Origin of the sequence: Massilia rubra (assembly GCF_011682065.1) — a bacterium.
GTDB lineage: Bacteria > Pseudomonadota > Gammaproteobacteria > Burkholderiales > Burkholderiaceae_D > Telluria_A > Telluria_A rubra.
Genome location: NZ_VUYU01000011.1, coordinates 140,060 through 162,041 on the forward strand (window position 1 = coordinate 140,060; position 21,982 = coordinate 162,041).

Consider the following 21,982-nt stretch of genomic DNA (forward strand, 5'->3'; position numbering starts at 1 on the left):
GCACGGCCCGATGCCCGATGGTTCCGACGATACCCCCACGATGCAGTTGGCGGTTCGCCCCAAAATAAGCGATAATCTTCAATTCGCCCCGAAGTGCGCGCCCTGTTGTCACTAACGCTTGCTGCTGCGCGGCATTGCGCGCTATAATTGTCGGCTTTTTCCGCCCAGCACAACTTTTTGGAATTATTATGGTCGTTATTCGTTTAGCTCGTGGAGGCGCCAAGAAGCGCCCGTTCTTCAACATCGTTGCAACGGACTCGCGCAATCGCCGCGACGGCCGCTTCATCGAGCGCATCGGTTTCTATAACCCGATGGCAGCTGGTGGCGAAGTCGGCCTGCGTATCACCGCAGACCGTCTGGCTTACTGGCAAGGCGTTGGCGCACAATTGTCGCCAACCGTTGCACGTCTGGTGAACAGCCAGCCAGCAGCGCCAGTAGCAGCAGCCTAAGCAGGTCCGGGTTTGAGCGGTACAGCATCCGGGGTGCAAGTCCCTGACGACCTGACGCAAGTCGGGTACGTATCTGGCGCTTTTGGCGTCACCGGTTCGATTCGGGTCACCCCGTTTTCCACCGACGCGGATGGGTTGCTGAGCGTGAAAACCTGGTGGCTGGATAAACCCAGCCTGCAATCCGTCTCCGTACGGACTGCGAAAATGCACGGCGGCGACGTCGTGGCCCAGTTGGCAGGTACGCTCGGGCGGGATGCCGCGGAGGCGCTGAAAGGCGCCGCTGTTTCCATCCCGCGCAGCCAATTCCCGCAACTGTCGGCCGATGAATTTTATTGGTCCGATCTGATCGGGCTGAATGTAGTGAACCTGCAAGGCGAGGCCTTGGGGCTGGTGTCCGACATGATGCATAACGGCGCGCAATCGATTTTGCGCATTACGCCGGTGCCGGATGTCACAGACGATGCAAAGGCGCCCGAGCGCCTGATTCCGTTTGTGGACCAGTTTGTCAAAACAGTTGACCAGGCAAGCAAGACCATCACGGTGGACTGGGGTCTGGATTATTAAGACCGCAACAAGGCGGGAGCGCCATGCAATTTGATGTCGTGACCTTGTTTCCCGAGATGTTTGCCGCGCTGACGCAGTCGGGAGTGACCCGCCGCGCGTTCGAGCAAAAACGCTGGGGCCTGTCGACCTGGAATCCACGCGATTTCACGACCGATAACCACCGTACCGTCGACGACCGCCCGTATGGTGGCGGACCGGGCATGGTGATGCTGGCCAAGCCGCTGGAAGCGGCCATTGGCGCCGCCAGGCAGCGCCAGGTGATGCTCGAGCTGCCGGTGCCGCGCGTGGTGTTCATGTCGCCGCAGGGCAGGGCGCTGACGCACGACCGGGTGATGGATTTAAAGGATGAAGCGGGCTTGATCGTGCTGTGCGGACGCTATGAAGCGGTCGACCAGCGCTTGCTGGACCGCTGCGTCGACGAGGAAATCAGCCTCGGCGACTTCGTGCTGTCGGGCGGCGAACTGCCGGCGATGGCGCTGATGGATGCGGTGGTGCGGCAGTTGCCGGGCGTACTGAACGACGACGCCTCGGCGCTCGAAGACAGTTTCGTCAACGGCCTGCTCGATTCGCCCCATTACACCCGTCCCGATACGTATGAAGGCGTGGCGGTGCCGCCAGTCCTGATGGGCGGCAACCACGCCGAGATTATCAAGTGGCGGCGCGAGCGCATGCTCGAAGCGACCGCCCAGAAACGGCCCGATCTGCTGGCCCGTGCGCGCAGCGCCGGATTGCTGAGCAAGGCCGATGAAAAGTTTCTGGCAGGTTTGTAAATCTGCTATTGCAGTACCACTGCAGTACCACTGTGCAGGCAATGTCGCCCGCATCAGTAACCCCATCCTCTACTGGGCGAATGCAGCGCCAGCAAGATGGTTATCGGAGTCCTAAAAATGAATTTGATTCAGCAACTTGAGCAAGAAGAAATTGCCCGTCTGGGCAAGACTATTCCTGATTTCGCACCTGGCGATACCGTTATCGTCAACGTCAACGTAGTCGAAGGCACCCGCAAGCGCGCCCAGGCATACGAAGGCGTCGTGATCTCCCGTCGTAACCGTGGCCTGAACTCGAACTTCATCGTTCGCAAGATCTCGTCCGGCGAAGGCGTCGAGCGTACGTTCCAGCTGTATTCCCCGCTGATCGCATCGATCGAAGTCAAGCGTCGTGGTGATGTTCGCCGCGCCAAGCTGTACTACCTGCGTGAGCGTTCGGGTAAATCGGCACGTATCAAAGAAAAACTGCCAAACCGTCGCGCTGCAACTCCAGCCGCTGCCAAGTAATCGGCATCTGCGTTGCAAAAAAGGCATCCTGTCCGGATGCCTTTTTTCGTTTTGAAGGACAATACCCTTGCCCAAGATTATTTTCGATCCAGAAAAATTACCTGTTGAAGCCCTCGGTGGCGAAGCGGCGCTCGACCCCGAGCGCCTCACGCCGGCGTGGCTGCGCCAGCGCTTCGCCAGTCCGCCCGACTGGCAACCTGAGCCGCCGGGCGAATCCTGGGGCGGGCGCAAGGAATTGATGCCGGCCTCGGTGCTGCTGCCGCTGGTGCAGCGCCCCGCCGGGCTGAGCATGTTGCTGACCGTGCGCACCGCGCATCTGTCGGCGCACGCGGGCCAGATCAGCTTTCCGGGCGGACGCGCCGAAAGTTATGATGCCTCGGCCATCGCCACGGCGCTGCGCGAGAGCGAGGAAGAAATCGGCCTGCAACGCCGCCTTGTGGAGGTGATCGGCACCTTGCCCGACTATATTACCGGCACCGGTTACCGGGTCACGCCCGTGGTGGGCCTGATCGCGCCGCCATTCGAGCTGGCCGCCGACGCCAACGAAGTGGCTGAAATCTTCGAAGTGCCCTTGCACTTCCTGATGGACGGCATGAACCACCAGCGCCTCTCGCTGGAACTGCCGGAAGGGGCGGGACAGCGCAGCTTCTACGCCATGCCGTATGATCGCTTCTTTATCTGGGGCGCCACCGCCGGCATGCTGCGCAATCTGTTTCACTTCCTGCGTGCCTGAACGGAGCAAGGCTTTTATGCTCACTTCTCGCCAAAAAATGTAGAGCCGTCATTCCCGCGCAGGAATGACGGCTCCGAATTTAGCGCTACTGCGTGGGTCTGGGAGCAATCCCCTGGCCGGCTCGCAGCGCCAATATGTTTGATTCCATCGGTGCTCTGCGCTATCGTAGCGGGCATTGATGAATTGCTCTGCTGCTTCATTTCAAAAAGTACAAAAGGACCGTCGATGACATTTCTCTCCATTCTCTGCGCGCTGCTGATCGAACAGCTCAAGCCGCTGCGGGCAGACAATCTGATTTATGCGGAGATCAAGAGTTTTGCGATGCGCATGGAGGGCTGGTTCAACGCGGGCGACGCCAGCAATGGACGCATGGGCTGGGTGCTGGTCATCCTGCTGCTAGTCGGCCCGACCGCCCTGATTTCCTGGCTGCTGTACAACTACCAGCTGGTGTTCATCGCGTTTGCGTGGAATGTGCTGATTGTGTACCTGACCCTGGGTTTCCGTCATTACAGCCATTATTTCAGTTCAATCCAGGCAGCGCTGAGCGGCGGCGACGAGGCCGGCGCGCGGGCGCTGCTGGCGGAGTGGGCGCGCATCGACACGGTCGGCATGGAAGCGTCGGAAGTGGCCCGCATCGCGGTCGAAAAGTCGCTGCTGACCACGCACCGCAATGTGTTCGGGGTGTTTTTCTGGTTCTTGATCCTGGGGCCGGCCGGTGCGGTGATGTACCGCGTGTCGGAATACCTGGCGCGCGCGTGGAACGAACCGGATCACATGCGCAATGAAGCGTTCGGCCAGTTCGCCGCGCGCGCGTTTTACTGGATCGACTGGCTGCCGGTGCGCTTGACGGCGGTCGCGTTCGCGGTGGTGGGCAATTTTGAAGATGCCATTTATGCATGGCGCAATTTCGCGCATCGCTGGAGCGACGAAGCGCGCGGGATTATCTTGTCGGCCGGCGGCGGCGCCATGGGCGTGCGCCTGGGCACGCCGAACGAGAATGCCTCCAAGGTCTTGCCGCCGGATGCGGCGACCGTGGACAGCACCTATAGCGAGGTGGAAGTGATGCCGGGGGAAGAGCCGAACGCGCGTGCGCTGCAAAGCACGGTCGGATTGGTGTGGCGGGCGTTGCTTTTATGGATGCTGCTGCTGTTGCTGTTGTCGGGTGCGGTTGGTTTGGCTAATATTGGGCAAGTGGCGACGTAAGTGGTGGCCTGTCGGCCCTCCGATCCGTCGTCGTTCCCGCGCAGGCGGGAACCCAATGTCGTGCTGACGCCAACAGGGGATCAACCAACTTGGGTTCCCGCCTGCGCGGGAACGACGTGGTGATGGTGGGGGGGCGACATTGGAGGGCGCCTCCCGCATCCAGGCTGCATCATTCTGCAAGTTCAACTCTTCTATAAGATATAATACTCGCGTTGCACAGCAGCACCTGATTCACTGGCCCGGCGCTTGCGCCTTCGTCTCCACGCATCTTCTTGTTCCCACGACCCGCCCTATGGCCGAGTTATCCGAAAGCAAGAAAAAACTCGCCGACGAGTTTTTCATTCTTGGCCTCACCAGCGATGGCAGGCAGTTCCGCCCCAGCGACTGGGCCGAGCGGCTGTGCGGCGTCATGTCCTGCTTTCGCCCGGAAGGCTCGGGCGGCCGCAATGCCCACCTCCAGTTCTCGCCCTACGTACGCCCGACCATGCTCGACGGCGTCAAGGCCGTGGTGGTCAACAACGACCTCCAGAAACTCGAACCGCTGGCCTACCACTTCGTCCTCAATTTCGCCAAGGACAATGATCTCCAGATCATCGACGCCTGTATCCTGCCCGAACCGGGCGAGCTTAAAATCTGAAAAGCATCACCGGTGTTTTGAGCAAGATCAAACCGGCAATAGAAAGAGCGCGTTAGTTTAAGTCTTTTGCGCGCCCATCTGTGCGCGCGCAAGTCACGAGCGCCGAGCCGCTCAGGAGAACATCATGCGCATAGGCGAAATCTGCACTGTTCAAACCAGTTACTGCAAGGGCGACGACACGGTCCAGGCCGCAGCCTTGTTGATGCGCAAGCATCACGTTGGCGACCTTGTTGTCATTGATCAAATCAACGACGAACGCATTCCGGTCGGCATCCTTACCGACCGCGACATCGTGGTGTCCGTCATCGCGCTCGGGCTCGATCCGGCCAGCCTGCTGGTGGGCGACATCATGAGCGCCGACCTCCTGACCGCGTCGGAAGACGACGACGTCTACGAAACGATCGAACGGATGCGTTTTCGCGGCATCCGGCGCGTCCCCGTGGTCAACAACGCCGGCGGCCTGACCGGCATTGTCAGCGTCGACGACCTGCTCGAATTCCTGGCCGAGGAAATGGGCGAACTGTCGCGTATCTGCTCGCACCAGCAAAGCCACGAGAAACGCGCGCGCCAGTAGCCCGGCTGCGCGATTGGCGGCCTCTGGTATGATGGCTCGCGCCGGGGACGGCAAACCGTGTCCACTCTATCAAAAAGACCTCATGACTCACATTCGCTGGATCTGCGCTGCCGCTTACCTCGTTACGGGCGCCGCGCTCGCCCTGCCGTTGCCGAAAGGCGTGGTGCAGGGCCCTTCCGTCGAAGGCATCACCGAGTATCGCCTGCCGAACGGCCTGAAGGTGCTGCTGTTCCCCGACTCGTCCAAGCCGACCGTCACCGTCAACGTGACTTACCTGGTCGGCTCGCGCCACGAGAATTACGGCGAAACCGGCATGGCCCACCTGCTCGAACACCTGATGTTCAAGGGCGCGCCCAACAACCGCAATATCGCGCAGCAGTTCTCGCAGCGCGGCATGCAGTTCAACGGCACCACGGCGCTCGACCGCACCAATTACTACGAAGTGTTCCAGGCCGGCGACGACAACCTGAAATGGGCGTTGCAGATGGAAGCGGACCGCATGGTCCATTCCTACATCGCCAAAAAAGACCTCGACTCCGAAATGACGGTGGTGCGCAACGAGTACGAAAGCGGCGAAAATTCGCCCGCCGAAGTGCTGATGAAGCGCATGCAGAGCCTCGGCTACGACTGGCACAGCTACGGCCGTTCGACCATCGGCAACCGCAGCGACATCGAGAACGTCAAAATCGAAAACCTGCAAGCGTTCTACCGCACCTGGTACCAGCCCGATAACGCGGTGCTGCTGGTGGCCGGCAAATTCGATCCGGCCCGCGCGCTGGGCTGGATCAGCAAGAGCTTCGGCGCCATCCCCAGGCCGAAGCGCGCCTTGCCGCAGTTCTGGACGGTGGAGCCGACCCAGGACGGCGAGCGCAGTTTTACCGTGCGCCGCCAGGGCGACGTGCAGATGATCGCGGTCGGCTACAAGGTGCCGGCGGCCCTGCATGACGACAGCGACGCCCTCAGTTTCGCCTCCGAAGTGCTGGGTGCGGCGAGCACCGGGCGCCTGCACAAGCTGCTGGTCGAGCCCGGCAAGGCCAGCGACGTCTTCGCCTACGCCGAAACCGGCTACGCGCCCGGCATGCTGTACTTCGGCGCCGTGGTGAAGAAGGGCGACCCGATCGAGCCGGTACGCGAGGCCCTCACGGCCGCCGTCGAAGATTTCGTCAAGACCCCGCCCAGCGAAGCGGAGATCGAGCGGGTGCGGCGTAACTACACCAACAGCATCGAGAAAAGCCTGAACGACCCGCAGCAGGTCGGGGTGGCCTTGTCCGAAGTGATCGCGCTGGGCGACTGGCGCCTGTTCTTCGTCGGGCGCGAACGCATCGCCAGCATGACCCCGGCCGAAGTGGCCGAAGCGGCGGGGCGCTACCTGCGCCGCGACAACCGCGTCACCGGTCACTTTTTGCCGGACGACGCCCCGCGCCGCGCCGAGATTCCCCCTGCGCCCACCCTGGCCAGCGTGATGAAAGACTTCAAGCCGAAAGAAGCGAGCCAGAAGTCGGAAGACTTCGACCCGAGCCAGGCCAACATCATGAAGCGCACCACCCTGGCCACCGTGGGTGGCGTGAAACTGGCGCTGCTGCCCAAGAAGAACCGCGGCGAAGCGGTGTCGGTCGACCTGAACCTGCACTGGGGCGACGAGAAAACCCTGTTCGGCAAAGGCGTGCTGCCGGCCATGACCGGCGCCATGCTCACGCGCGGCACCACCAAATACACGCGCGAGCAGTTGTCGGACGCCTTCGATAAACTCAAGATCAGCGGTGGCCTGATGGAGTTCGAAACCACGCGCACCCACTTGAACGAGGCGCTGCGCCTGATGGCGCACGTGCTCAAGGAGCCAACCTTTCCGGAAGCCGAATTCGAGCAGCTGCGCCAGCAATGGCTGGTCAGCCTGGAGTCGGGCCGCAGCGAGCCGCAATCGGTGGCCGCGCGCACGCTCTCCGAACACTTCGACCATTATCCGAAGGGTGACGTGCGCGCCACCCGCACGCTCGACGAGCAGATCGCCGATGTCAAGGCGGTGCGCCGGGACGATGTGAAGGCTTACTACCGCGATTTCTACGGCGCCTCGCATGGCGAACTGGCGATCGTGGGCGACTTCGACGCCGCGCCGGTCGCGCCGCTGGTCGAGGAATTGTTCGGCAAGTGGCAGAGCCGCGCCGGCTACGCGCCGGTGCTGCGCACCAACGCCCCGGTCGCGCCCCTGAAAAAAACCGTCAACCTCGCGGACAAGGAAAACGGCGTCGTCATGGCGCGCCTGAACCTGGACCTGCAGGTCGACGATCCGGCGTATCCGGCGCTGATGCTGGCCAATTACATTTTCGGCGACGGCGGCCTGGAATCGCGCCTGATGAACCGCATCCGCCAGAAAGACGGCTTGTCCTACGGCGGCGGCTCGCAACTGGGCGCGGGCGACCTTGACCGTGCCGGCGGCCTGACCATGAGCGCCATCGCCGCGCCGCAGAACCTGGCCAAGCTCGATGTGGCGATGCGCGAAGAATTGGCGCGCGCGGTCACCAAGGGGTTTACCGCCGGCGAACTGGCGGCGGCCAAATCGGGCCTGCTGCAACAGCGCGCGCAAAACCGCGCCGAAGACAGCGTGCTGGCGAGCGGCTGGACCTCGCTCCTGTACCTCGGCAAAACATTCGAATGGAGCGAGCGCTTCGAGCAAAAGCTCGCCGCCGTGTCGCTGGAACAACTAAACGCCGCCTTCCTCAAGGCCATCGACCCGGCCGCGCTGAGCGTCGTCATAGCGGGTGACCAGGAAAAAGCCAAGCCCAAGAAGTAAGGAGAACAATACTTGCTGGCGGGATAGCAACGTTTACGGTATTCTGTTGCTTGGAGGAAGTATTTGCTTCTTCTGTAGAACATACGGAGATGTTGCATCATGGCCAGGGAGAAGCAGAAGGAGTCCTCGTTCGAGGGTAAGGTTGTTCTCGTGACGGGCGCGGCGGGCGGTATCGGACGCGCCGCTGCGGTCGCATTCGGGCGCGCGGGTGCGTGCGTGGTGGTGGCCGATACGTCGGTCGACGGCGGGCATGCGACGGCGGCGATGATCGTCGAACATGGCGGCAAGGCGCTGTTCGTGCAGTGTAACGTGACGCGCGCGTCGGAAGTCGAGGCGCTGATCGACAAGACGGTGGCCTATTACGGCAAGCTCGATTGCGCGTTCAACAATGCGGGGATCGAAGAAGAGCATTTGCCGCTGGCGGACGCCGACGAAGCGCTGTTCGACCGCATCATGAACGTCAACGTCAAAGGCACCTGGCTGTGCATGAAGTACGAAATCCGCCAGATGCTCAAGCAGGGTGGCGGGACGATCGTCAACACCGCCTCGGTGGCCGGCCTGGTCGGCGCGCCGACGCAGTCGATTTACGCGGCCAGCAAGCACGCGGTGGTGGGCATGACCAAGACCGCGGCGGCCGAGTATGCGCGCGAGGGGATTCGTATTAATAGTGTGTGCCCTGGCGTGGTCAATACGCCGATGATGGGCCGCGCACTGGAACGCGAACCGCTGCGCGAGAAAAAGCTGCGCAATGTGCATCCGATGGGCCGCTTCGCCGAGCCGGTCGAGATTGCCAATGCGGCGATGTGGCTGTGTTCCGAACAGAGTTCGTTCGTGACCGGGCATCAGTTGGCGGTCGATGGCGGCTTGACGGCGATTTAACTAACGGCGCATGGCCCGACTGCTATCTCGTCGTCTCCGGCATTGCCGAAACCGACTTCCCGCGAAGGCGGGAACCCAAGTTTGTGGAGCCGCCAACTGTGCAGCACACTTGGGCTCCCGCCTTCGCGGGAGCGACGGTGGTACAGGCCGGAATGACATGAATTGGATGAGTGACCTTGGGCCGATATAAACGCAGCTAGGCCGTACTCAACTCCGCCACGAAATCATACATATCCCCCCTGAAGTACGAGCGGCAAAACTCGACCGCCCGGCCGTCCCGCAAGAACGCCAGCCGTTCCACGCACAATCCCGCATCGCCTTCCTTCGACTGCAGCAGCTTGGCCTGTTCCGCGTTGAGCAGCAGCGCCGATAAGCGTTGCAGCGCGCGCGTGGGCCGGTTGCCGGCCGCTTCCAGCGCCTCGTACATCGACACGCCCACCACATCGAGCGAGGGCAGGCAGGACGCCACGATGGTCGCGTACTCCAGGCACATCGGCAGTTCGTCCGCGTAGCGGATCCGGTTGAAGCGGTACACCGGCGCGCCCGGCGACAAGCGCAGGCGCAACGCTTCTTCCGGCGTCACCGTGCCCTCCGAGCGTTTGAGCCACACGCTGCGCGGCGTGCGTCCGCGTGCCCGCATATCCTCCGAAAACGAGGTCAGCTTGGCAAAATTCTTTTCGATCCGCGTATTGATGAAGTTGCCCGAGCCCGGCCGCTTGACCAGCAAGCCCTCGCTCACCAGCCCGTCAATCGCCTTGCGCACCGTGATGCGCGAGATCGACAGGTCCAGCGCCAGCTGGCGCTCCGCCGGCAAGGCTTCGTCCGGCCCGAACAGGCGCTGGTCGATCGCTTCGCGCAAGGCGCGCTGTAATTGCTGGTACAGCGGCTGCGAGCTGGTCTGGGCCAGCGTCTGCATGATTTGGGCGAGCGATGTCATACCAATGGCGCTTTCTTTTGTAAGGATGGGACCACTTTTCCCGGTCAATGGCGTCATTTCGCCACATCATGCAGTTGTCGTATTTGCATATAACGATAATACCAAAAAAAGACCGGCGCAATACCCCTCCCTCTTGCAACTAGGCCAAATTCCCCGTCAATGACCAGACCACTTACCCAAAATGCCAGTCCACCCGTGTATTAACGAAACAACATATGAAAAAAATCACATAACTGGTAGTGTTCTGGTATTAAAGAGGAGTATATTGGCGTTAGATTGGTTTTAGACGTGGTGGTACCCGTAGCACATAAAAAGTCGTTGTTAAAAATGAACTGGCTTACTCACGGAGCCAACATCAAGGGGGAAGTAATGAAGCGCAATCAGTCAGTAGTGAATAAGAACGCAGAGCGTCCTGTATCGACCAGCCTGACGCCGGTAGCGTCGGCGGCAGCTATTCTGGTGTTGAGTATCGCGATGTCGGCCCAGGCGCAAGCCCAGGCGACCGCCGCCGCAACCGTGCCGGCCGTGGACCCGGACGCCAAGACCGAAGTGGTGGTCGTGACCGGTATTCGCGCGGCCATGCAGCAGTCGCTGAACCAGAAACGCAATTCGGACACGATGGTCGAAGTCATTACTGCTGAAGACGTGGGCAAGATGCCCGACAAGAACGTCGCCGACTCCCTGCAACGCTTGCCGGGCGTGAGCGTGGCCGCGGCCGGCGGCTCGGAAGGCAGCTTCGGCGAGAACGACCGCGTGGCCCTGCGCGGCACCCCGTTCGGCCTGACCCTTACCACCTTGAACAGCCACACCGTCTCGAGCGGCGACTGGTTTGCCGATAACATCATCGGCGGTGGCCGCAGCGTCAGCTTCTCCCTGTTCCCGTCCGAACTGATCGGCCGCGTGACGGTACACAAAGGTTCGCAGGCCAACCTGCTCGAAGGCGGCGCGGTCGGTGTGGTGGACATCGAAACGCGCAAACCGCTGGACTTCAAGAAGGGCATCAGCGCACAGGTCAGCCTGGGCGCCGTCAATTCGCAAAACTCGGGCAAGAACGATGGCCAGTTCAACGGCCTGGTGAACTGGAAGAACGAAGCCGGCAACCTGGCGGTGATGGTCCAGGGCTTCCATGAAAAACGCACCCTGAGCCGGGTCGGCCAGGAAAACGGCCTCTGGTACGATCCGGTCGACGCCGGCTCGTCCATCGACAAGGGCGTGCCTGGTTCCTCGACCGCCATCAAGACCGATCCGGTCAAGGGCGCCAAGGCCAACTACCTGGGCGGCACCGCCTGGTTCGAACAGGAGCGCACCCGCAAGGGCGGCCTGATCGACGTGCAGTTCAAGCCGACCAGCGACATCATGCTCGACCTTTCCGTGTTCCGTTCGCACCTCGACGCACCGAACATCAACCACAACTTCATGCAGTCGCTGGGGCGCTTCCTGGCGCCGAACTGGACGGCCAAGGATTTCCCGGCCGGTAACGTGAGCGGTACTGTCAACAACGGCGTGCTGACCCAGCTGACCGGCACCGTGCCGGCGAACTGCGGCGCGGTCTGCGGCACCATGTCGAGTGCGGTGCAGGAAGAATTCAGCCGTCCGGTGGCCGAAAGCCAATCCAAGTTCGTCAACCTGGACGGCAAATGGCGCGTCAACGACAAGCTGACCCTGGCCGGCAAGGTCGGCTCGACCAAAGGCCTGGGCAATACCAAAAGCGGCGCGCTGGGCGTCTGGATGCCGTACACCGGCGGCAGCTACACCATGAATGGCGTCGACAAGGCAGTCACCTACGTGATCCCGGGCGCGGACAAGTTCTCGATCGGTGGCGGCCCTGACGGCAGCGGCAATGTGCCTTACACCTATGGTTCGCACGTGACCGCGATCGACAAGGAAGTCTACGGCCAGGTCGACGGTACCTACAAACTGGACCTGGCCAGCGTGCAGTCGATCCAGTTCGGCGTGCGCGGTGCGGAGCACAAGCGCGACCTGACCGCCATCGGCATCAACGCCTTGCCAAGCCTGTCCCTGGTCAGCAACCTGCCGATGGGCGGCCTGACCTCGTTCCCGACCGAGTTCAACGACCTCGACGCCAACGGCGCCGGCTGGTGGACGTTCTCGCGCGAAGCGGTCAACAACTGGCTGAGCACCCATGCCAAGTACGAAGGCCACTTGAAGCAAAACGAATTCAAGATCAAGGAGCCGACCCGTTCGGCCTACGTGATGGCGAACTTCGGCGCCGAAGGCATTTCGGGCAATATCGGCGTGCGCGTGGTGCACACCAAGGAATCGGTCGAGCGTAACGAAATCGCGCCGTCCGGCACTTTCGAGCCGCGCCTGTACACCAATACCTACCTCGACTTCCTGCCAAGCGCAAACTTCCGCATGGACCTGTCGAAGAACCTGGTGGCGCGCTTCTCGACCAGCCGCACCATGGCGCGTCCGGAACTGGGCCAGATGGCCGGTACCGACCTGCTCGATGTGCAGGGCACCGGCAAAGCGGGTAATCCGAACCTGCGTCCAATCCGCGCAAACAACTTCGACCTGGGCGTGGAGTGGTATTTTGCCGAGAAGTCGCTGCTGGCGGCCGGCGCGTTCTACTCGGCGCTGGACGGCTACGTGACCTACGGTTCGGGCACGGCGACCTTCTACAACCAGCTGCAGAAGAAGAACACCGAGTACAAGATCGACACCCCGCTCAACACCACGGCGGAAGTGAAGGGCCTGGAGTTCTCGTATCAGCAGGCGCTGCCGGCAGGCTTCGGCGTGAATGCGAATTACACCTACACCCTGGGTAAAGAAACCGGCAAGGCGCCGGGTTCGATGTGCGGCGCGCTCACGTATGCCGATTGCACCCTGATCGGAACGTCCAAGAACGCGTATAACGTCGGCGCTTTCTATGAGCAGAACAAGATCAGCGCGCGTTTGACTTACAGCTGGCGCTCGGGCTTCCTGAATGGCACGAGCCGCAGTTCGGCCTCGTACCAGGCCTCGGTCGGTTCGCTGTCGGCGTCGCTGGCCTACCAGATCAACGAGAACTTCAGCGTGACCCTCGATGGCAAGGACCTGAACAATCCGATGGTGCGTTCGGTGATCCACACCGCCGGTGCGATGGATGTGCCAGGCTCGCTGTACAAGAACGGTCGCCAGATCTACCTGGCGCTGCACGGCAAATACTAAGCCGATGATGGAGGGACTTCGGTCCCTTTGAGAAAGAACGGGACGCTGCTGCGTCCCGTTAGTTTTTTGGGAGACCATTGTGCTTCATCCTTACCGGACTGCATTGCTCCCCAGTCCGGGAGTTGCATGGTCCTGTCGGCGAAGGCACGACTTGCGTTGCCGGATTACGAGGTGAGCGTAATGATTGGACCGGAGCCGCAGGATTGAATTGTGCGATCCGCTGAGGTGAGTCGCCGGGTGTTGCATAATCATGCACATGGGACGCAAAACGTCACCGCTTACCGGCCACGAGTTTGATTGGAAGAAAATGAAATTTACCGATGAAATGGCAGCCGCGTTTCCAAAACGGAATCCACTGCCGGACGTGCTGCGGCAAGCCCTGCAATTCATGGAAGAACTCGGCTGCGTCCGGACGCGCCGCGATGGGAGCCGGTATATGACCGTGTACCCTGATCCCGAACATGACAACGTTACGGCAAACGCCTTCCACGTGCCGGACCCGGCCGATACCGCCGGCTGGACCCACTGTAACGATCCCGAGGTGAACGACCGCCTGGTGATATTCCTGAGAACCGGCGGCGATGGATCCTGGGCCGGGCTTTGGCTGGACGACGATGGGCAACAGCGGATCGTGCATTTGGGCTCGGGGTCCGGGTCGGTGATGCTTTGTGTGCTGACAGAAAATATGGAAGACCTGTTGCGCCTGCTTGCAATTGGTTATACCGAACTCTGTTGGCCCGATGATTTTGAGCGAACGCCAGATGAGGTATTTGAGGAGCAATGCGACGACGATGACGATGACACTCCACCACCTCTGCTGTTTCAAGACTATGTTAAAGAGAAACTACGACTAAGCATTCCAGAGCGCGCGTCGGAGATCGTGTCAAGTACCGTCAGCATGGACGAAGTGGAATCGCGTGACCCATTCTGGAACTGGATCAAGCGCCTTAACGATCAGTGATGGGCCGCCATGTGCGTGCAAATCGTTGGCGGTTTGCCGGCAAGCGGCGTATCCGGCCCCGATCGCGCGCATGTCCGCCTGCTTCTCAAGCGAGTCCAGAGTTGTTAAGTTTGCTGAATGAACTACGTCCGGAAGCCCACTTCGCGTTGATGCCTGATGGATAAAATTTGAATGAGGTCATGATGCGCATCGTAGTTGTACAGCGCGAGGTAGCCGCTCTTTCCTTGTGAAATGACCAGTTCATGCATCCCCGTTTCGGCTGGCCGGCCAACGAAAGGATGACGACCAAGAATACTGATGGCTTCGTCAATCAAATCGAGCGTCCCGGAAACGTCTACATTATTTGTGACAAGAAAATCACTGATACGTTCAAGGTCGGCAATGGCGCGGTTCGTGTAACTTACTTTCGCCATGGCTTGGCCTCGGGCCTGGCTGTGTCAGGATTGCTAAGGCGCTCCCGCAGGTAGGTGCGTACGTCGTCGGCATCGTAGCCCATTCCTGTTTCCCGCATGTCGGCGAGCGCAGCTTGAGCCTGAGCAACGAACTCCGCTCGTTGCTCAGCCGCATCTGCAGCCTGGCTGATCGCCCCGATCATGAACGCGTGGGTGCTTATTCCCAATTCCTCGGCTGCCGCGACGGCGCGCTCTTTGAGTTCCGTAGAAAGTTTTAGTGAGGTGGTTGACATGATCAAAGACTCCATAAAAGGTGTCACTAGAGTAGCACCTTTTTTACCCACGAGTTTACCCCGCTTCGAGGACCGCGATGAGCAAGGCGGCGATCAAGGTCAGACGGCGCCAACATGCAATTGGTTCAACACATCTTCATCCTGTTTGACTTCGATTAAGCTCTGGCTGCGTTAACGACAAAGGGCGGGCCCAGCCTGCGCCGGAACCCGCCCCATCAAACGGCCATGCCGCGAATTACTTGGCTACTGGCGCTGCCGCCGCTGCCGCCGCTGCCGTATCGGCAGGACGCTTCAGCCACATCACCCAGTAACGCGCCAGGTCGCCGATGCCATCGGTGCCCTTGATGCCTTCGAAGGTCTTGATCGCATCATCCTTGCGGCCGCCCTTGGCCAGCGCCATGCCCAGCTTGAGCTTGGCTTCTTCCGGACGCTTCAGGCCGCCTTTGGCGATGCCTTTTTCGATCAGGTCGATACCCTTGGCGTGCTCGTCCATGGTCGAGTACGCGTAACCGAGGTTGACCAGGCCGGTGCCGTCTTTCAGCTTGGACGCACTGGCTTCGCCCGAAGCGATGTTCTTGACGTCGTCCGCGGCGTTCTTGTTGGCGCGCTCGCGCAGCGACTTGTGCTTGGAAGCGTTCGCGCCGGTGCCCAGTACATTCGCGGCGAAACCGGCGTCAACCGCCTTTTTCGCTTCGATCGGGAAACCGGCCAACAGCGCCAGTTCGGCCATCTCGACATACTGTTCCGCTTCCATTTGCTTGAGCACGGTCGTCTCGAGACGGTACGCGTCCAGCTGCAGTTTGCTGTTGAAGCTGGTCTTGCCGTACATGCGGTGCAGCAGGTCGGCCCACAGTTCTTCGGTCGGATACGAGGCCACCAGCTTCTCGACGGTGGCGGTGTAGGTCGCCATGTCCTTCTGCTTGCCGGCGATCGTGGCCAGCAGGCGCAGGTCGTCCGCTGGCGGCACCTTGCCGGCTTTTTCGGATTCGGCCAGCATGGCTGTCACTTCGGTCTTGGCCGCTGCGAAATCGTTGTTCAGGAAGTAGGCACGCACGATCGAGCCGCGCACGCGCGTCGGCGAGCCGCCGTCGCTGATGTAGCGCTTCATCCATTCAATCGCCTTCGGATAGTTCTTGGCGTTGAACTGCATGTTGCCCATCGCCAGGATGAATTCCGGCTTGTCGGCCGCCGGCGTGCTTGGCGAGTTGATGATCGCTTCGAGCGAGCTCATGGCCAAGGCATCGTTGCCGCTGGCCGAGGCCAGCGCGAACTTCATGCGTTCGATGACGTAGGTTTCGTACGGGGTACGGTTGGCAAAGGCTTCGGCGGCGGTGACTTTTTCCTGGACTTCGGCGAATTTCTTACCGTCGATCAGGCCTTTGATCATGCCTGGCTCGAGCAGCTTGTACAGATCCGGACGAACGGTGTCGGGTTTGGTCGGCGCGGCGCTGGTCGCAGGCGTTGCCGGGGCGGTTTGTGCGCTGGCGCTGGTCATCAGGGCGGGGGCGGCGTTGAGGCCAATGGCGGCCAAGATCAGGCTGATACGAGCGAGACGAAACTGGGACATGGAGAATCCTTCAATCAAAGACATAAAGACAGCCTGACGCTATAACGCATCAGAGCGCCGAACCGTGGACACGTGACTTACATACGCGACATCCGAATGTGATGCGAATTTCGGACGAAGCGCATATTGTTACATAAACTTTATCTTTGCACGCTGATTTCCGTGCGGACCGGTTTATGCACGGGCAAACGCGCGTCCGTGGGCGTCGAACAGATGGCAGTGCGCGGGCGGCAAATGCACCGCGATGCGTTCGCCCGCGCGCAGCATGGCGCCGCCCTGCGGCTGGCGCAGTGCGATCAGGGCCGGGTCGCCCGGCATGCTGGCGTAGACGATGGTCTGGTCGCCCAGGTACTCCACATGGCCGACCACGGCGGCGAGCACATTGGCTTGCTGGGTGGCCTGCGGCAGCACCGTCATGTGCTCGGCGCGAACTCCCAGCGTGACCTTGTCGTCGATCAGGGCCTCGCCGCCGTCGGCGTCGGCGTCGACCAGCGTGCCGTCGGCCAGGCGCACGCGCACCCCGATGGCGCCGATATGGGCCACCCCGGCGCCGATAAAGTTCATTTTCGGCGCACCCAAAAAGCCGGCCACGAACAGGTTGCCCGGATTGTTATACAGCTCGTAGGGCGTGCCCACCTGCTCGATGCGCCCGCCGTTGATGACCACGATGCGCTCGCCCAGGGTCATCGCCTCGACCTGGTCGTGCGTCACGTAGATCATGGTGGTCTTGAGTTCCTTGTGCAGGCGGCTCAGTTCCACCCGCATCTGCACGCGCAGGCTGGCGTCGAGGTTCGAGAGCGGTTCGTCGAACAAGAACACCTCGGGCTTGCGCACGATGGCGCGCCCGATCGCCACGCGCTGGCGCTGCCCGCCGGACAATTCCTTCGGCCGGCGCTGCAGCAGGTGGGTGATCTGCAAGATCTCCGCGGCGCGCCCGACCTGGGCCTTGAGCTCCTCGCCCTTGTGGCCGGCCAGCTTGAGCGCGAACGCCATGTTCTCGAACACGGTCATGTGCGGATACAGCGCGTACGACTGGAACACCATCGCCAGCCCACGCTTGGCCGGCGCCACATCGTTGGCCAGCAGGCCGCCGATATGCAGCTCGCCGCCGCTGATCTCTTCCAGTCCGGCGATCATGCGCAGCAAGGTCGACTTGCCGCAGCCGGACGGTCCCACGAAGACCACGAATTCGCCATCGGCGATGGCCAGGTCGATACCGTGGATGATGGTCTGCTTGTCGTCGTAGCGCTTGACGACGCCCTTGAGGGTGACGGCCGCCATGTCAGCTCGCCGTCGATGGCCGGGCGGCCGCCAGGTCGGCCTGCTGGCGTTCGCTCGCGCTCATCGGAATGATCTGCGACAGGATCGCCACCGGCACCGCGGCCGCCAGCACCCACAGGAAGAAGTTGTGGTAGCCGAGCGCGATCTGGATATCGCCGCTGACCCACTTGAACAGCGAAAAACCGAGCTGCATGATCCCGGTCGCAAACGCGTAGTGCGCGGTCTGGTATTTGCCCGGCGCGACCACCTGCATCATGTACAGGATCAGGCCCACGAAGCCGAAGCCGTAGCCGAACATCTCCACCGCCAGCGCCGCGCCGATCAGGGTCAGGTCGGTCGGCAGGGTGGTCGACAAGAAGTAGAACACCAGGTTGGGCAGGTTCACCGCCAGGATCAGCACCAGGATGGCGCGCTTGAGGCCCAGCCACGAGGTGAAGTAGCCGCCGGCGATGCTGCCGATGACAAAAGCGACAGTGCCCGCCGTGCCGTACACGGCGCCCACTTCGATGGTCGTCAATCCCAGTCCGCCCAGGTTGCGCGCCTCGCGCAGGAACAGCGGGCCGATGGTCTGCACCTGCGCTTCGCCGGCGCGAAACAGAATGATGAACAGGACCGAGACCCAGATACCGGGTTTTTTGAAGAAGTCGATGATGACTTCCTTGAGCGTGCGCGCAATCGATGCCGCCGTGACGTCGGCGCCGACCGGATTTTTTGCCAGCGGCAGCGCCCAGCTGTTATACAGGCCAAGTGCGGCCATCGCGGCAGCCAGGATGCAGAACACGATGGTCCAGGCCGAGACTACGCCCATGGTCTTTTCAAAATACCCGGCCAGCAGCAGCAGGCCGCCGGACGAAATGAAGCGCCCGGCGTTGAAAAAGGTGCCGGTCCAGCCGGCGTAGGCTGCCTGTTCTTTTTGCGTCAGGCTCGAGATATACAGGCCGTCGCAGGCCACGTCGTGCGTGGCCGATGAAATGGCGACCAGGGTGAGCATGACCACGCAGGCGGCGAACCAGAACGGCATGTGCAGCGCCAGCGCCACCAGCCCGAGGCAGGCGCCGCCGATCAGCTGGAAGCTGACTACGACGATCTTTTTGCTGCTCGCCAGTTCCAGGAAGGGACTCCAGAGCGGCTTGAAGATCCAGGCCGACATGATGGCGGCGGTCCAGTGGGCGATGTCGTCGTTGGCCACGCCCATGCTCTTGAACATCTGGCCGGCCACCATGGCGACTGCGAAGAAGGGCAGGCCCTGCGCCAGGTACAGGCTGGGGACCCAGGCCAGTGGGCTGCGTTCTTTTTTCGTTGTTTTAGTCAGTTCCATCGACATCCTTGGGTAGGTTACTTCACTGCGCCGTCCATGCCGCGCATGAAGAAGCGCTGCGTGAACAGAAAGGCGGCCAGCGTGGGCAGGATCGTCAGCACGGTGCCGGCGGCGATCACGCGGGTGCTGCTGCCGAAGGTGCCGCGCAAATACAGCACGCCCACCGACAGCGGAAATTCATCCGGTTTGCTCATCACGATCGACGGCCAGATGTACTCGTTCCAGGCTTCGACCGCGGTCAGGATGCCGACCGTGGCCAGCCACGGCGCGATCAGCGGCAGCATGATCTTGCTGAAGATGATCCACTCCGAGGCGCCGTCCACGCGCGCGGCGTCGATCAGGTCTTGCGGCACTTCCTCGAAGGCTTGCTTGAGCAGCAGGATGGCGACCGCCGTCACCACGTTCGGCAAAATCACGCCGGTGTAGGTGTCCACCAGCGACAGCTTGGTGACGGTGATGAAGTTCACCAAAAAATTCACTTCCGACGGCAGCACCAAGGTGGCGAGGATGATCCCGAACACCAGTTTGCGGCCACGGAAGTGCATGCGCGCCAGCGGATAGGCGGCCAGGGAACACAATGCCAGCTTCCAGAACACGGTGCAGACGGCGATCAGCACCGAGTTCTTGAAAAACGCCAGGATCGGAATCGCGCGGAACACCTCCGCAAAGTTCTCCAGCGACGGCTTGCGCGGCCAGAAGGTGGGCGGAAAGGCGAACACATTGCCTTCGGTGGAAATCGCCGTGACCAGGGTCCACCAGAACGGGAACACGCACACCACTGCGAGCACGCACAGGATCAGGTAATGGCCGAACGTGGCCAGCGCACGGGCGCGCATCAACGATGCTTCGGCTTGAGGTAGCGCAGGCACACCAGCGCGATGCCGATGCAGATGCTCGACACCACCAGGCTGGCGGCCAGCGCGCGCGGCAGCTTGAGGTGCTTGAGGCCCTGGTCGTAGGCATAGTACAGGGCGGTGAAGGTCGAATTCATCGGCCCGCCCTGGGTCAGTACGTCCACTTCCTGGTAAGCCTTGAGCGCGGCCAGCACCGACAGGATCGTGCACACGGCGATCGTGGGCCTGAGCATCGGCACGGTGATCTTCCAGAATTGCTGCCAGCGGTTGGCGCCATCGAGCATGGCCGCTTCCTGCATGTCGGCCGGGATCGATTGCAGCGCGGCCAGGTACATCACCATGTACCAGCCAAGCCCGCGCCAGAGCGTGACGAACATCACCGCGAACAGGGCCAGGGTGTCGTCAGTCAGCCAGCCGATGGGCGCGTTCGCCAGGCGCAGTTGCATGAAGACGTAATTGAGCGTGCCCTGTTCATGGAACATGAAGCCCCACATGATGCCCACCACCGACACGGTCGTCACCACCGGCACATAGAAGGCGGCGCGGAACCAGCGGATGCCGGGCAACTGGTTATTGACCAGCACCGCCAGCGCCACCGCGCCGACCTGCACGAATGGCACCATCACCAGAAACAGGAGTGAATTCTTGAGCCCCGTGACGAACATCTCGTTGTCGAAGATGTAGCGGAAATTATCCAGTCCGACGAACGAGGTTGGCCGGATCAGGGAATAGTCGGTGAACGCGAGGAACGAGCCGTAAGCCACCGGCCAGAACGAAAACACGGCCAGCAGCACCAGTGCCGGTGCCAGGAACAGCCATGCTTGCAGGGTATGGCGCCGTGTCTTCATCAGTGCAGCCTCTGTTTGGAGAGCTTCTTGTTCCAGATCGCGACCGCCTGGTCAAGCGCTTGTTGCACGTCCTGCTTGCCGGTGACGCCCGCTTCGACCGCCTTGACCAGCGAGCGACGCAGTTCGTCGTAGTCGTCGATGCCGGCCACGTACAAGGTGTGCGAGTGCGCCATCGAGCGTGCTCCCGCTTCCACGGCTTTTTCGGCGGCGCCGGCGTTACTTGGGTGCGCCAGAAAATACGGATCGGCGGCCGCCTTGACGGCGGTGGGGAACACGCTAGCCTGTTTGGCAAAGGCGAGTTGGTTGGCGTCGCTGGTCAGGTACAGCGCGAACTTGCCGACCGCCGGCAGCAGCCTGGTGTCGACACCCTTGGGGATCGCGAAGTGAATCAGCCAGCCGCCGTCGGCGATGCCGGTGGGGCCGAGCGGCGCCGGCGCCACGCCGGTGACGGCGTAGATATCCTTGGCGTCGCCCTGGATGCGTTTCAAGGCTGTCGGCGGGGCGAGCAGCATGCCGAGGCGTCCGCCCTTGTAGGCGTCGATCACGGCCGGGAAGTTATCTTCGGCGAACAGGCTTTCTTTCAGCAGCCCGCCGGCCTTGTAGGTCGCGGCGAGTTTTTGCACCAGCGCCACGTGCTGCGCCGAATTGAACACCGCCTTGCCATCCTTGATGACGGCCAGGCCCTGCCACATGAACAGGCCATCGATTTTCGACAGCGCCGGGGCAATGCCGGCCTTGCCGGTGCGCGCCGCGATCTGGCGCGCGAACGCCAGTTGCTCGTCGAAGCTTTGCGGGCCGCGCGTCAACCCCGCATCCTTGAAAATGAGCTGGTTGTAGGCGATCACGGCGACGTTGCTGTACATCGGGAAGCCGTAGGTCTTGCCCTTGAAGCGCAGGTCTTCCAGGGTGCTGGGAATGTAGCTGGCCCTGGACGCGCCGAGCAGGGCGTCGACGGGCGTGAGCAGTTCGTCGCGCGCGTATTCGTCGGCCCAGGGCACGTTCAGGTTGACCAGCGCCGGCGGCGTGCCGGCCACGATGCGCGTGACCAGCTTGGTCTGGATGACATCCCACGGAAAATCGATCCACTCGATCTTCACGCCCGGATTGGCCGCCTCGTAATTGCGCGCCACCGAGTCGAAGAAGGGCGTGAACTTGGGCTTCATGCTGAAGGTCCAGAATTCGATTTTCGTCTCGGCGGCGGCGGCGGGAGCGGCCAGTCCAAGTGCCATCAATGCCGTCAGCAGTATCGTTTTCATCGA

The 21,982-nt window shown here is 61.7% G+C and carries 21 protein-coding genes; 12 read left to right on the top strand and 9 right to left on the bottom strand.

What is annotated here, in order from left to right:
• Window positions 1-188: 188 nt before the first annotated feature.
• From rpsP to F0185_RS18145, 10 genes are all read left to right on the top strand, one after another.
• Window positions 189-449: a 30S ribosomal protein S16 gene (rpsP, locus tag F0185_RS18100; RefSeq protein ID WP_166896139.1), complete on the top strand. Its 261-nt coding sequence runs from the start codon at window positions 189-191 to the stop codon at window positions 447-449.
• 33 nt (window positions 450-482) lie between these two features.
• A complete protein-coding gene (gene rimM, locus F0185_RS18105) occupies window positions 483-1,013 on the top strand; it encodes a ribosome maturation factor RimM (RefSeq protein ID WP_167226815.1) in 531 nt (176 codons plus the stop codon).
• 23 nt (window positions 1,014-1,036) lie between these two features.
• On the top strand, window positions 1,037-1,783 hold the full coding sequence (gene trmD, locus F0185_RS18110) for a tRNA (guanosine(37)-N1)-methyltransferase TrmD (protein WP_167226709.1): 747 nt from the start codon (window positions 1,037-1,039) through the stop codon (window positions 1,781-1,783).
• Between the two features lie 117 nt (window positions 1,784-1,900).
• Window positions 1,901-2,287 carry a 50S ribosomal protein L19 gene (rplS, locus tag F0185_RS18115; protein ID WP_054266855.1) on the top strand — a complete coding sequence of 129 codons (387 nt, stop codon included), beginning with the start codon at window positions 1,901-1,903 and terminating at the stop codon, window positions 2,285-2,287.
• A gap of 67 nt (window positions 2,288-2,354) precedes the next feature.
• Complete coding sequence (locus tag F0185_RS18120) at window positions 2,355-3,020, top strand: CoA pyrophosphatase (RefSeq protein WP_167226711.1); 666 nt, start codon at window positions 2,355-2,357, stop codon at window positions 3,018-3,020.
• A 225-nt stretch (window positions 3,021-3,245) separates the two neighbouring features.
• Window positions 3,246-4,223, top strand: coding sequence for a CobD/CbiB family protein (locus F0185_RS18125; RefSeq protein ID WP_167226713.1), 978 nt, complete (start codon window positions 3,246-3,248; stop codon window positions 4,221-4,223).
• Window positions 4,224-4,515: 292 nt separating this feature from the next.
• Window positions 4,516-4,860: a DUF3579 domain-containing protein gene (locus F0185_RS18130; protein ID WP_166896147.1), complete on the top strand. Its 345-nt coding sequence runs from the start codon at window positions 4,516-4,518 to the stop codon at window positions 4,858-4,860.
• A 124-nt stretch (window positions 4,861-4,984) separates the two neighbouring features.
• Window positions 4,985-5,434 (top strand): CBS domain-containing protein, encoded by a 450-nt coding sequence (locus F0185_RS18135; RefSeq protein WP_167226715.1) that lies wholly within the window; start codon window positions 4,985-4,987, stop codon window positions 5,432-5,434.
• Window positions 5,435-5,516: 82 nt separating this feature from the next.
• Window positions 5,517-8,222, top strand: a complete 2,706-nt coding sequence (locus F0185_RS18140; RefSeq protein ID WP_167226717.1) for a M16 family metallopeptidase — start codon at window positions 5,517-5,519, stop codon at window positions 8,220-8,222.
• A 99-nt stretch (window positions 8,223-8,321) separates the two neighbouring features.
• Entirely contained in the window at window positions 8,322-9,101 is a 780-nt protein-coding gene (locus tag F0185_RS18145) for an SDR family oxidoreductase (RefSeq protein WP_166896153.1), read from the top strand.
• A 196-nt stretch (window positions 9,102-9,297) separates the two neighbouring features.
• On the opposite strand, the gene F0185_RS18150 is transcribed toward F0185_RS18145, so the two are convergent.
• Window positions 9,298-10,038 carry a GntR family transcriptional regulator gene (locus F0185_RS18150; RefSeq protein WP_167076971.1) on the bottom strand — a complete coding sequence of 247 codons (741 nt, stop codon included), beginning with the start codon at window positions 10,036-10,038 and terminating at the stop codon, window positions 9,298-9,300.
• 390 nt (window positions 10,039-10,428) lie between these two features.
• Between F0185_RS18150 and F0185_RS18155 the strand changes: the two genes are divergently transcribed.
• Window positions 10,429-13,209 (top strand): TonB-dependent receptor, encoded by a 2,781-nt coding sequence (locus F0185_RS18155; RefSeq protein ID WP_167226719.1) that lies wholly within the window; start codon window positions 10,429-10,431, stop codon window positions 13,207-13,209.
• Window positions 13,210-13,516: 307 nt separating this feature from the next.
• Window positions 13,517-14,170 carry a hypothetical protein gene (locus F0185_RS18160; RefSeq protein ID WP_167226721.1) on the top strand — a complete coding sequence of 218 codons (654 nt, stop codon included), beginning with the start codon at window positions 13,517-13,519 and terminating at the stop codon, window positions 14,168-14,170.
• 122 nt (window positions 14,171-14,292) lie between these two features.
• On the opposite strand, the gene F0185_RS18165 is transcribed toward F0185_RS18160, so the two are convergent.
• From F0185_RS18165 to F0185_RS18200, 8 genes are all read right to left on the bottom strand, one after another.
• Complete coding sequence (locus tag F0185_RS18165) at window positions 14,293-14,583, bottom strand: type II toxin-antitoxin system RelE/ParE family toxin (RefSeq protein WP_167226723.1); 291 nt, start codon at window positions 14,581-14,583, stop codon at window positions 14,293-14,295.
• Window positions 14,571-14,855, bottom strand: coding sequence for a hypothetical protein (locus F0185_RS18170; protein WP_167226725.1), 285 nt, complete (start codon window positions 14,853-14,855; stop codon window positions 14,571-14,573). Before F0185_RS18170 ends, F0185_RS18165 begins: the two co-directional genes overlap by 13 nt.
• 235 nt (window positions 14,856-15,090) lie before the next feature.
• Complete coding sequence (locus F0185_RS18175) at window positions 15,091-16,422, bottom strand: tetratricopeptide repeat protein (protein WP_167226727.1); 1,332 nt, start codon at window positions 16,420-16,422, stop codon at window positions 15,091-15,093.
• 174 nt (window positions 16,423-16,596) lie between these two features.
• Window positions 16,597-17,703, bottom strand: coding sequence for an ABC transporter ATP-binding protein (locus F0185_RS18180; RefSeq protein ID WP_167226728.1), 1,107 nt, complete (start codon window positions 17,701-17,703; stop codon window positions 16,597-16,599).
• Between the two features lies 1 nt (window position 17,704).
• Window positions 17,705-19,021, bottom strand: a complete 1,317-nt coding sequence (locus tag F0185_RS18185; RefSeq protein ID WP_167226730.1) for an MFS transporter — start codon at window positions 19,019-19,021, stop codon at window positions 17,705-17,707.
• Between the two features lie 17 nt (window positions 19,022-19,038).
• Entirely contained in the window at window positions 19,039-19,857 is an 819-nt protein-coding gene (locus F0185_RS18190; protein ID WP_166896268.1) for a carbohydrate ABC transporter permease, read from the bottom strand.
• Window positions 19,857-20,723: a carbohydrate ABC transporter permease gene (locus tag F0185_RS18195; protein WP_167226732.1), complete on the bottom strand. Its 867-nt coding sequence runs from the start codon at window positions 20,721-20,723 to the stop codon at window positions 19,857-19,859. Before F0185_RS18195 ends, F0185_RS18190 begins: the two co-directional genes overlap by 1 nt.
• Complete coding sequence (locus F0185_RS18200) at window positions 20,723-21,979, bottom strand: ABC transporter substrate-binding protein (RefSeq protein ID WP_167226734.1); 1,257 nt, start codon at window positions 21,977-21,979, stop codon at window positions 20,723-20,725. The genes F0185_RS18195 and F0185_RS18200 overlap by 1 nt, the downstream gene beginning before the upstream one ends.
• Window positions 21,980-21,982 lie beyond the last annotated feature (3 nt).

Bases quoted from the DNA above. Each gene is read 5' to 3' on its own strand.
- F0185_RS18125 (WP_167226713.1), top strand. From the start codon at position 3,246: ATGACATTTCTCTCCATTCTCTGCGCGCTGCTGATCGAACAGCTCAAG.
- trmD (WP_167226709.1), top strand. From the start codon at position 1,037: ATGCAATTTGATGTCGTGACCTTGTTTCCCGAGATGTTTGCCGCGCTG.
- F0185_RS18165 (WP_167226723.1), bottom strand. From the start codon at position 14,583: ATGGCGAAAGTAAGTTACACGAACCGCGCCATTGCCGACCTTGAACGT.
- F0185_RS18180 (WP_167226728.1), bottom strand. From the start codon at position 17,703: ATGGCGGCCGTCACCCTCAAGGGCGTCGTCAAGCGCTACGACGACAAG.
- F0185_RS18130 (WP_166896147.1), top strand. From the start codon at position 4,516: ATGGCCGAGTTATCCGAAAGCAAGAAAAAACTCGCCGACGAGTTTTTC.
- F0185_RS18145 (WP_166896153.1), top strand. From the start codon at position 8,322: ATGGCCAGGGAGAAGCAGAAGGAGTCCTCGTTCGAGGGTAAGGTTGTT.
- F0185_RS18170 (WP_167226725.1), bottom strand. From the start codon at position 14,855: ATGTCAACCACCTCACTAAAACTTTCTACGGAACTCAAAGAGCGCGCC.
- F0185_RS18160 (WP_167226721.1), top strand. From the start codon at position 13,517: ATGAAATTTACCGATGAAATGGCAGCCGCGTTTCCAAAACGGAATCCA.
- F0185_RS18135 (WP_167226715.1), top strand. From the start codon at position 4,985: ATGCGCATAGGCGAAATCTGCACTGTTCAAACCAGTTACTGCAAGGGC.
- F0185_RS18175 (WP_167226727.1), bottom strand. From the start codon at position 16,422: ATGTCCCAGTTTCGTCTCGCTCGTATCAGCCTGATCTTGGCCGCCATT.
- F0185_RS18195 (WP_167226732.1), bottom strand. From the start codon at position 20,723: ATGAAGACACGGCGCCATACCCTGCAAGCATGGCTGTTCCTGGCACCG.
- rpsP (WP_166896139.1), top strand. From the start codon at position 189: ATGGTCGTTATTCGTTTAGCTCGTGGAGGCGCCAAGAAGCGCCCGTTC.
- F0185_RS18150 (WP_167076971.1), bottom strand. From the start codon at position 10,038: ATGACATCGCTCGCCCAAATCATGCAGACGCTGGCCCAGACCAGCTCG.
- F0185_RS18200 (WP_167226734.1), bottom strand. From the start codon at position 21,979: ATGAAAACGATACTGCTGACGGCATTGATGGCACTTGGACTGGCCGCT.
- F0185_RS18140 (WP_167226717.1), top strand. From the start codon at position 5,517: ATGACTCACATTCGCTGGATCTGCGCTGCCGCTTACCTCGTTACGGGC.
- F0185_RS18190 (WP_166896268.1), bottom strand. From the start codon at position 19,857: ATGCGCGCCCGTGCGCTGGCCACGTTCGGCCATTACCTGATCCTGTGC.
- F0185_RS18185 (WP_167226730.1), bottom strand. From the start codon at position 19,021: ATGGAACTGACTAAAACAACGAAAAAAGAACGCAGCCCACTGGCCTGG.
- rplS (WP_054266855.1), top strand. From the start codon at position 1,901: ATGAATTTGATTCAGCAACTTGAGCAAGAAGAAATTGCCCGTCTGGGC.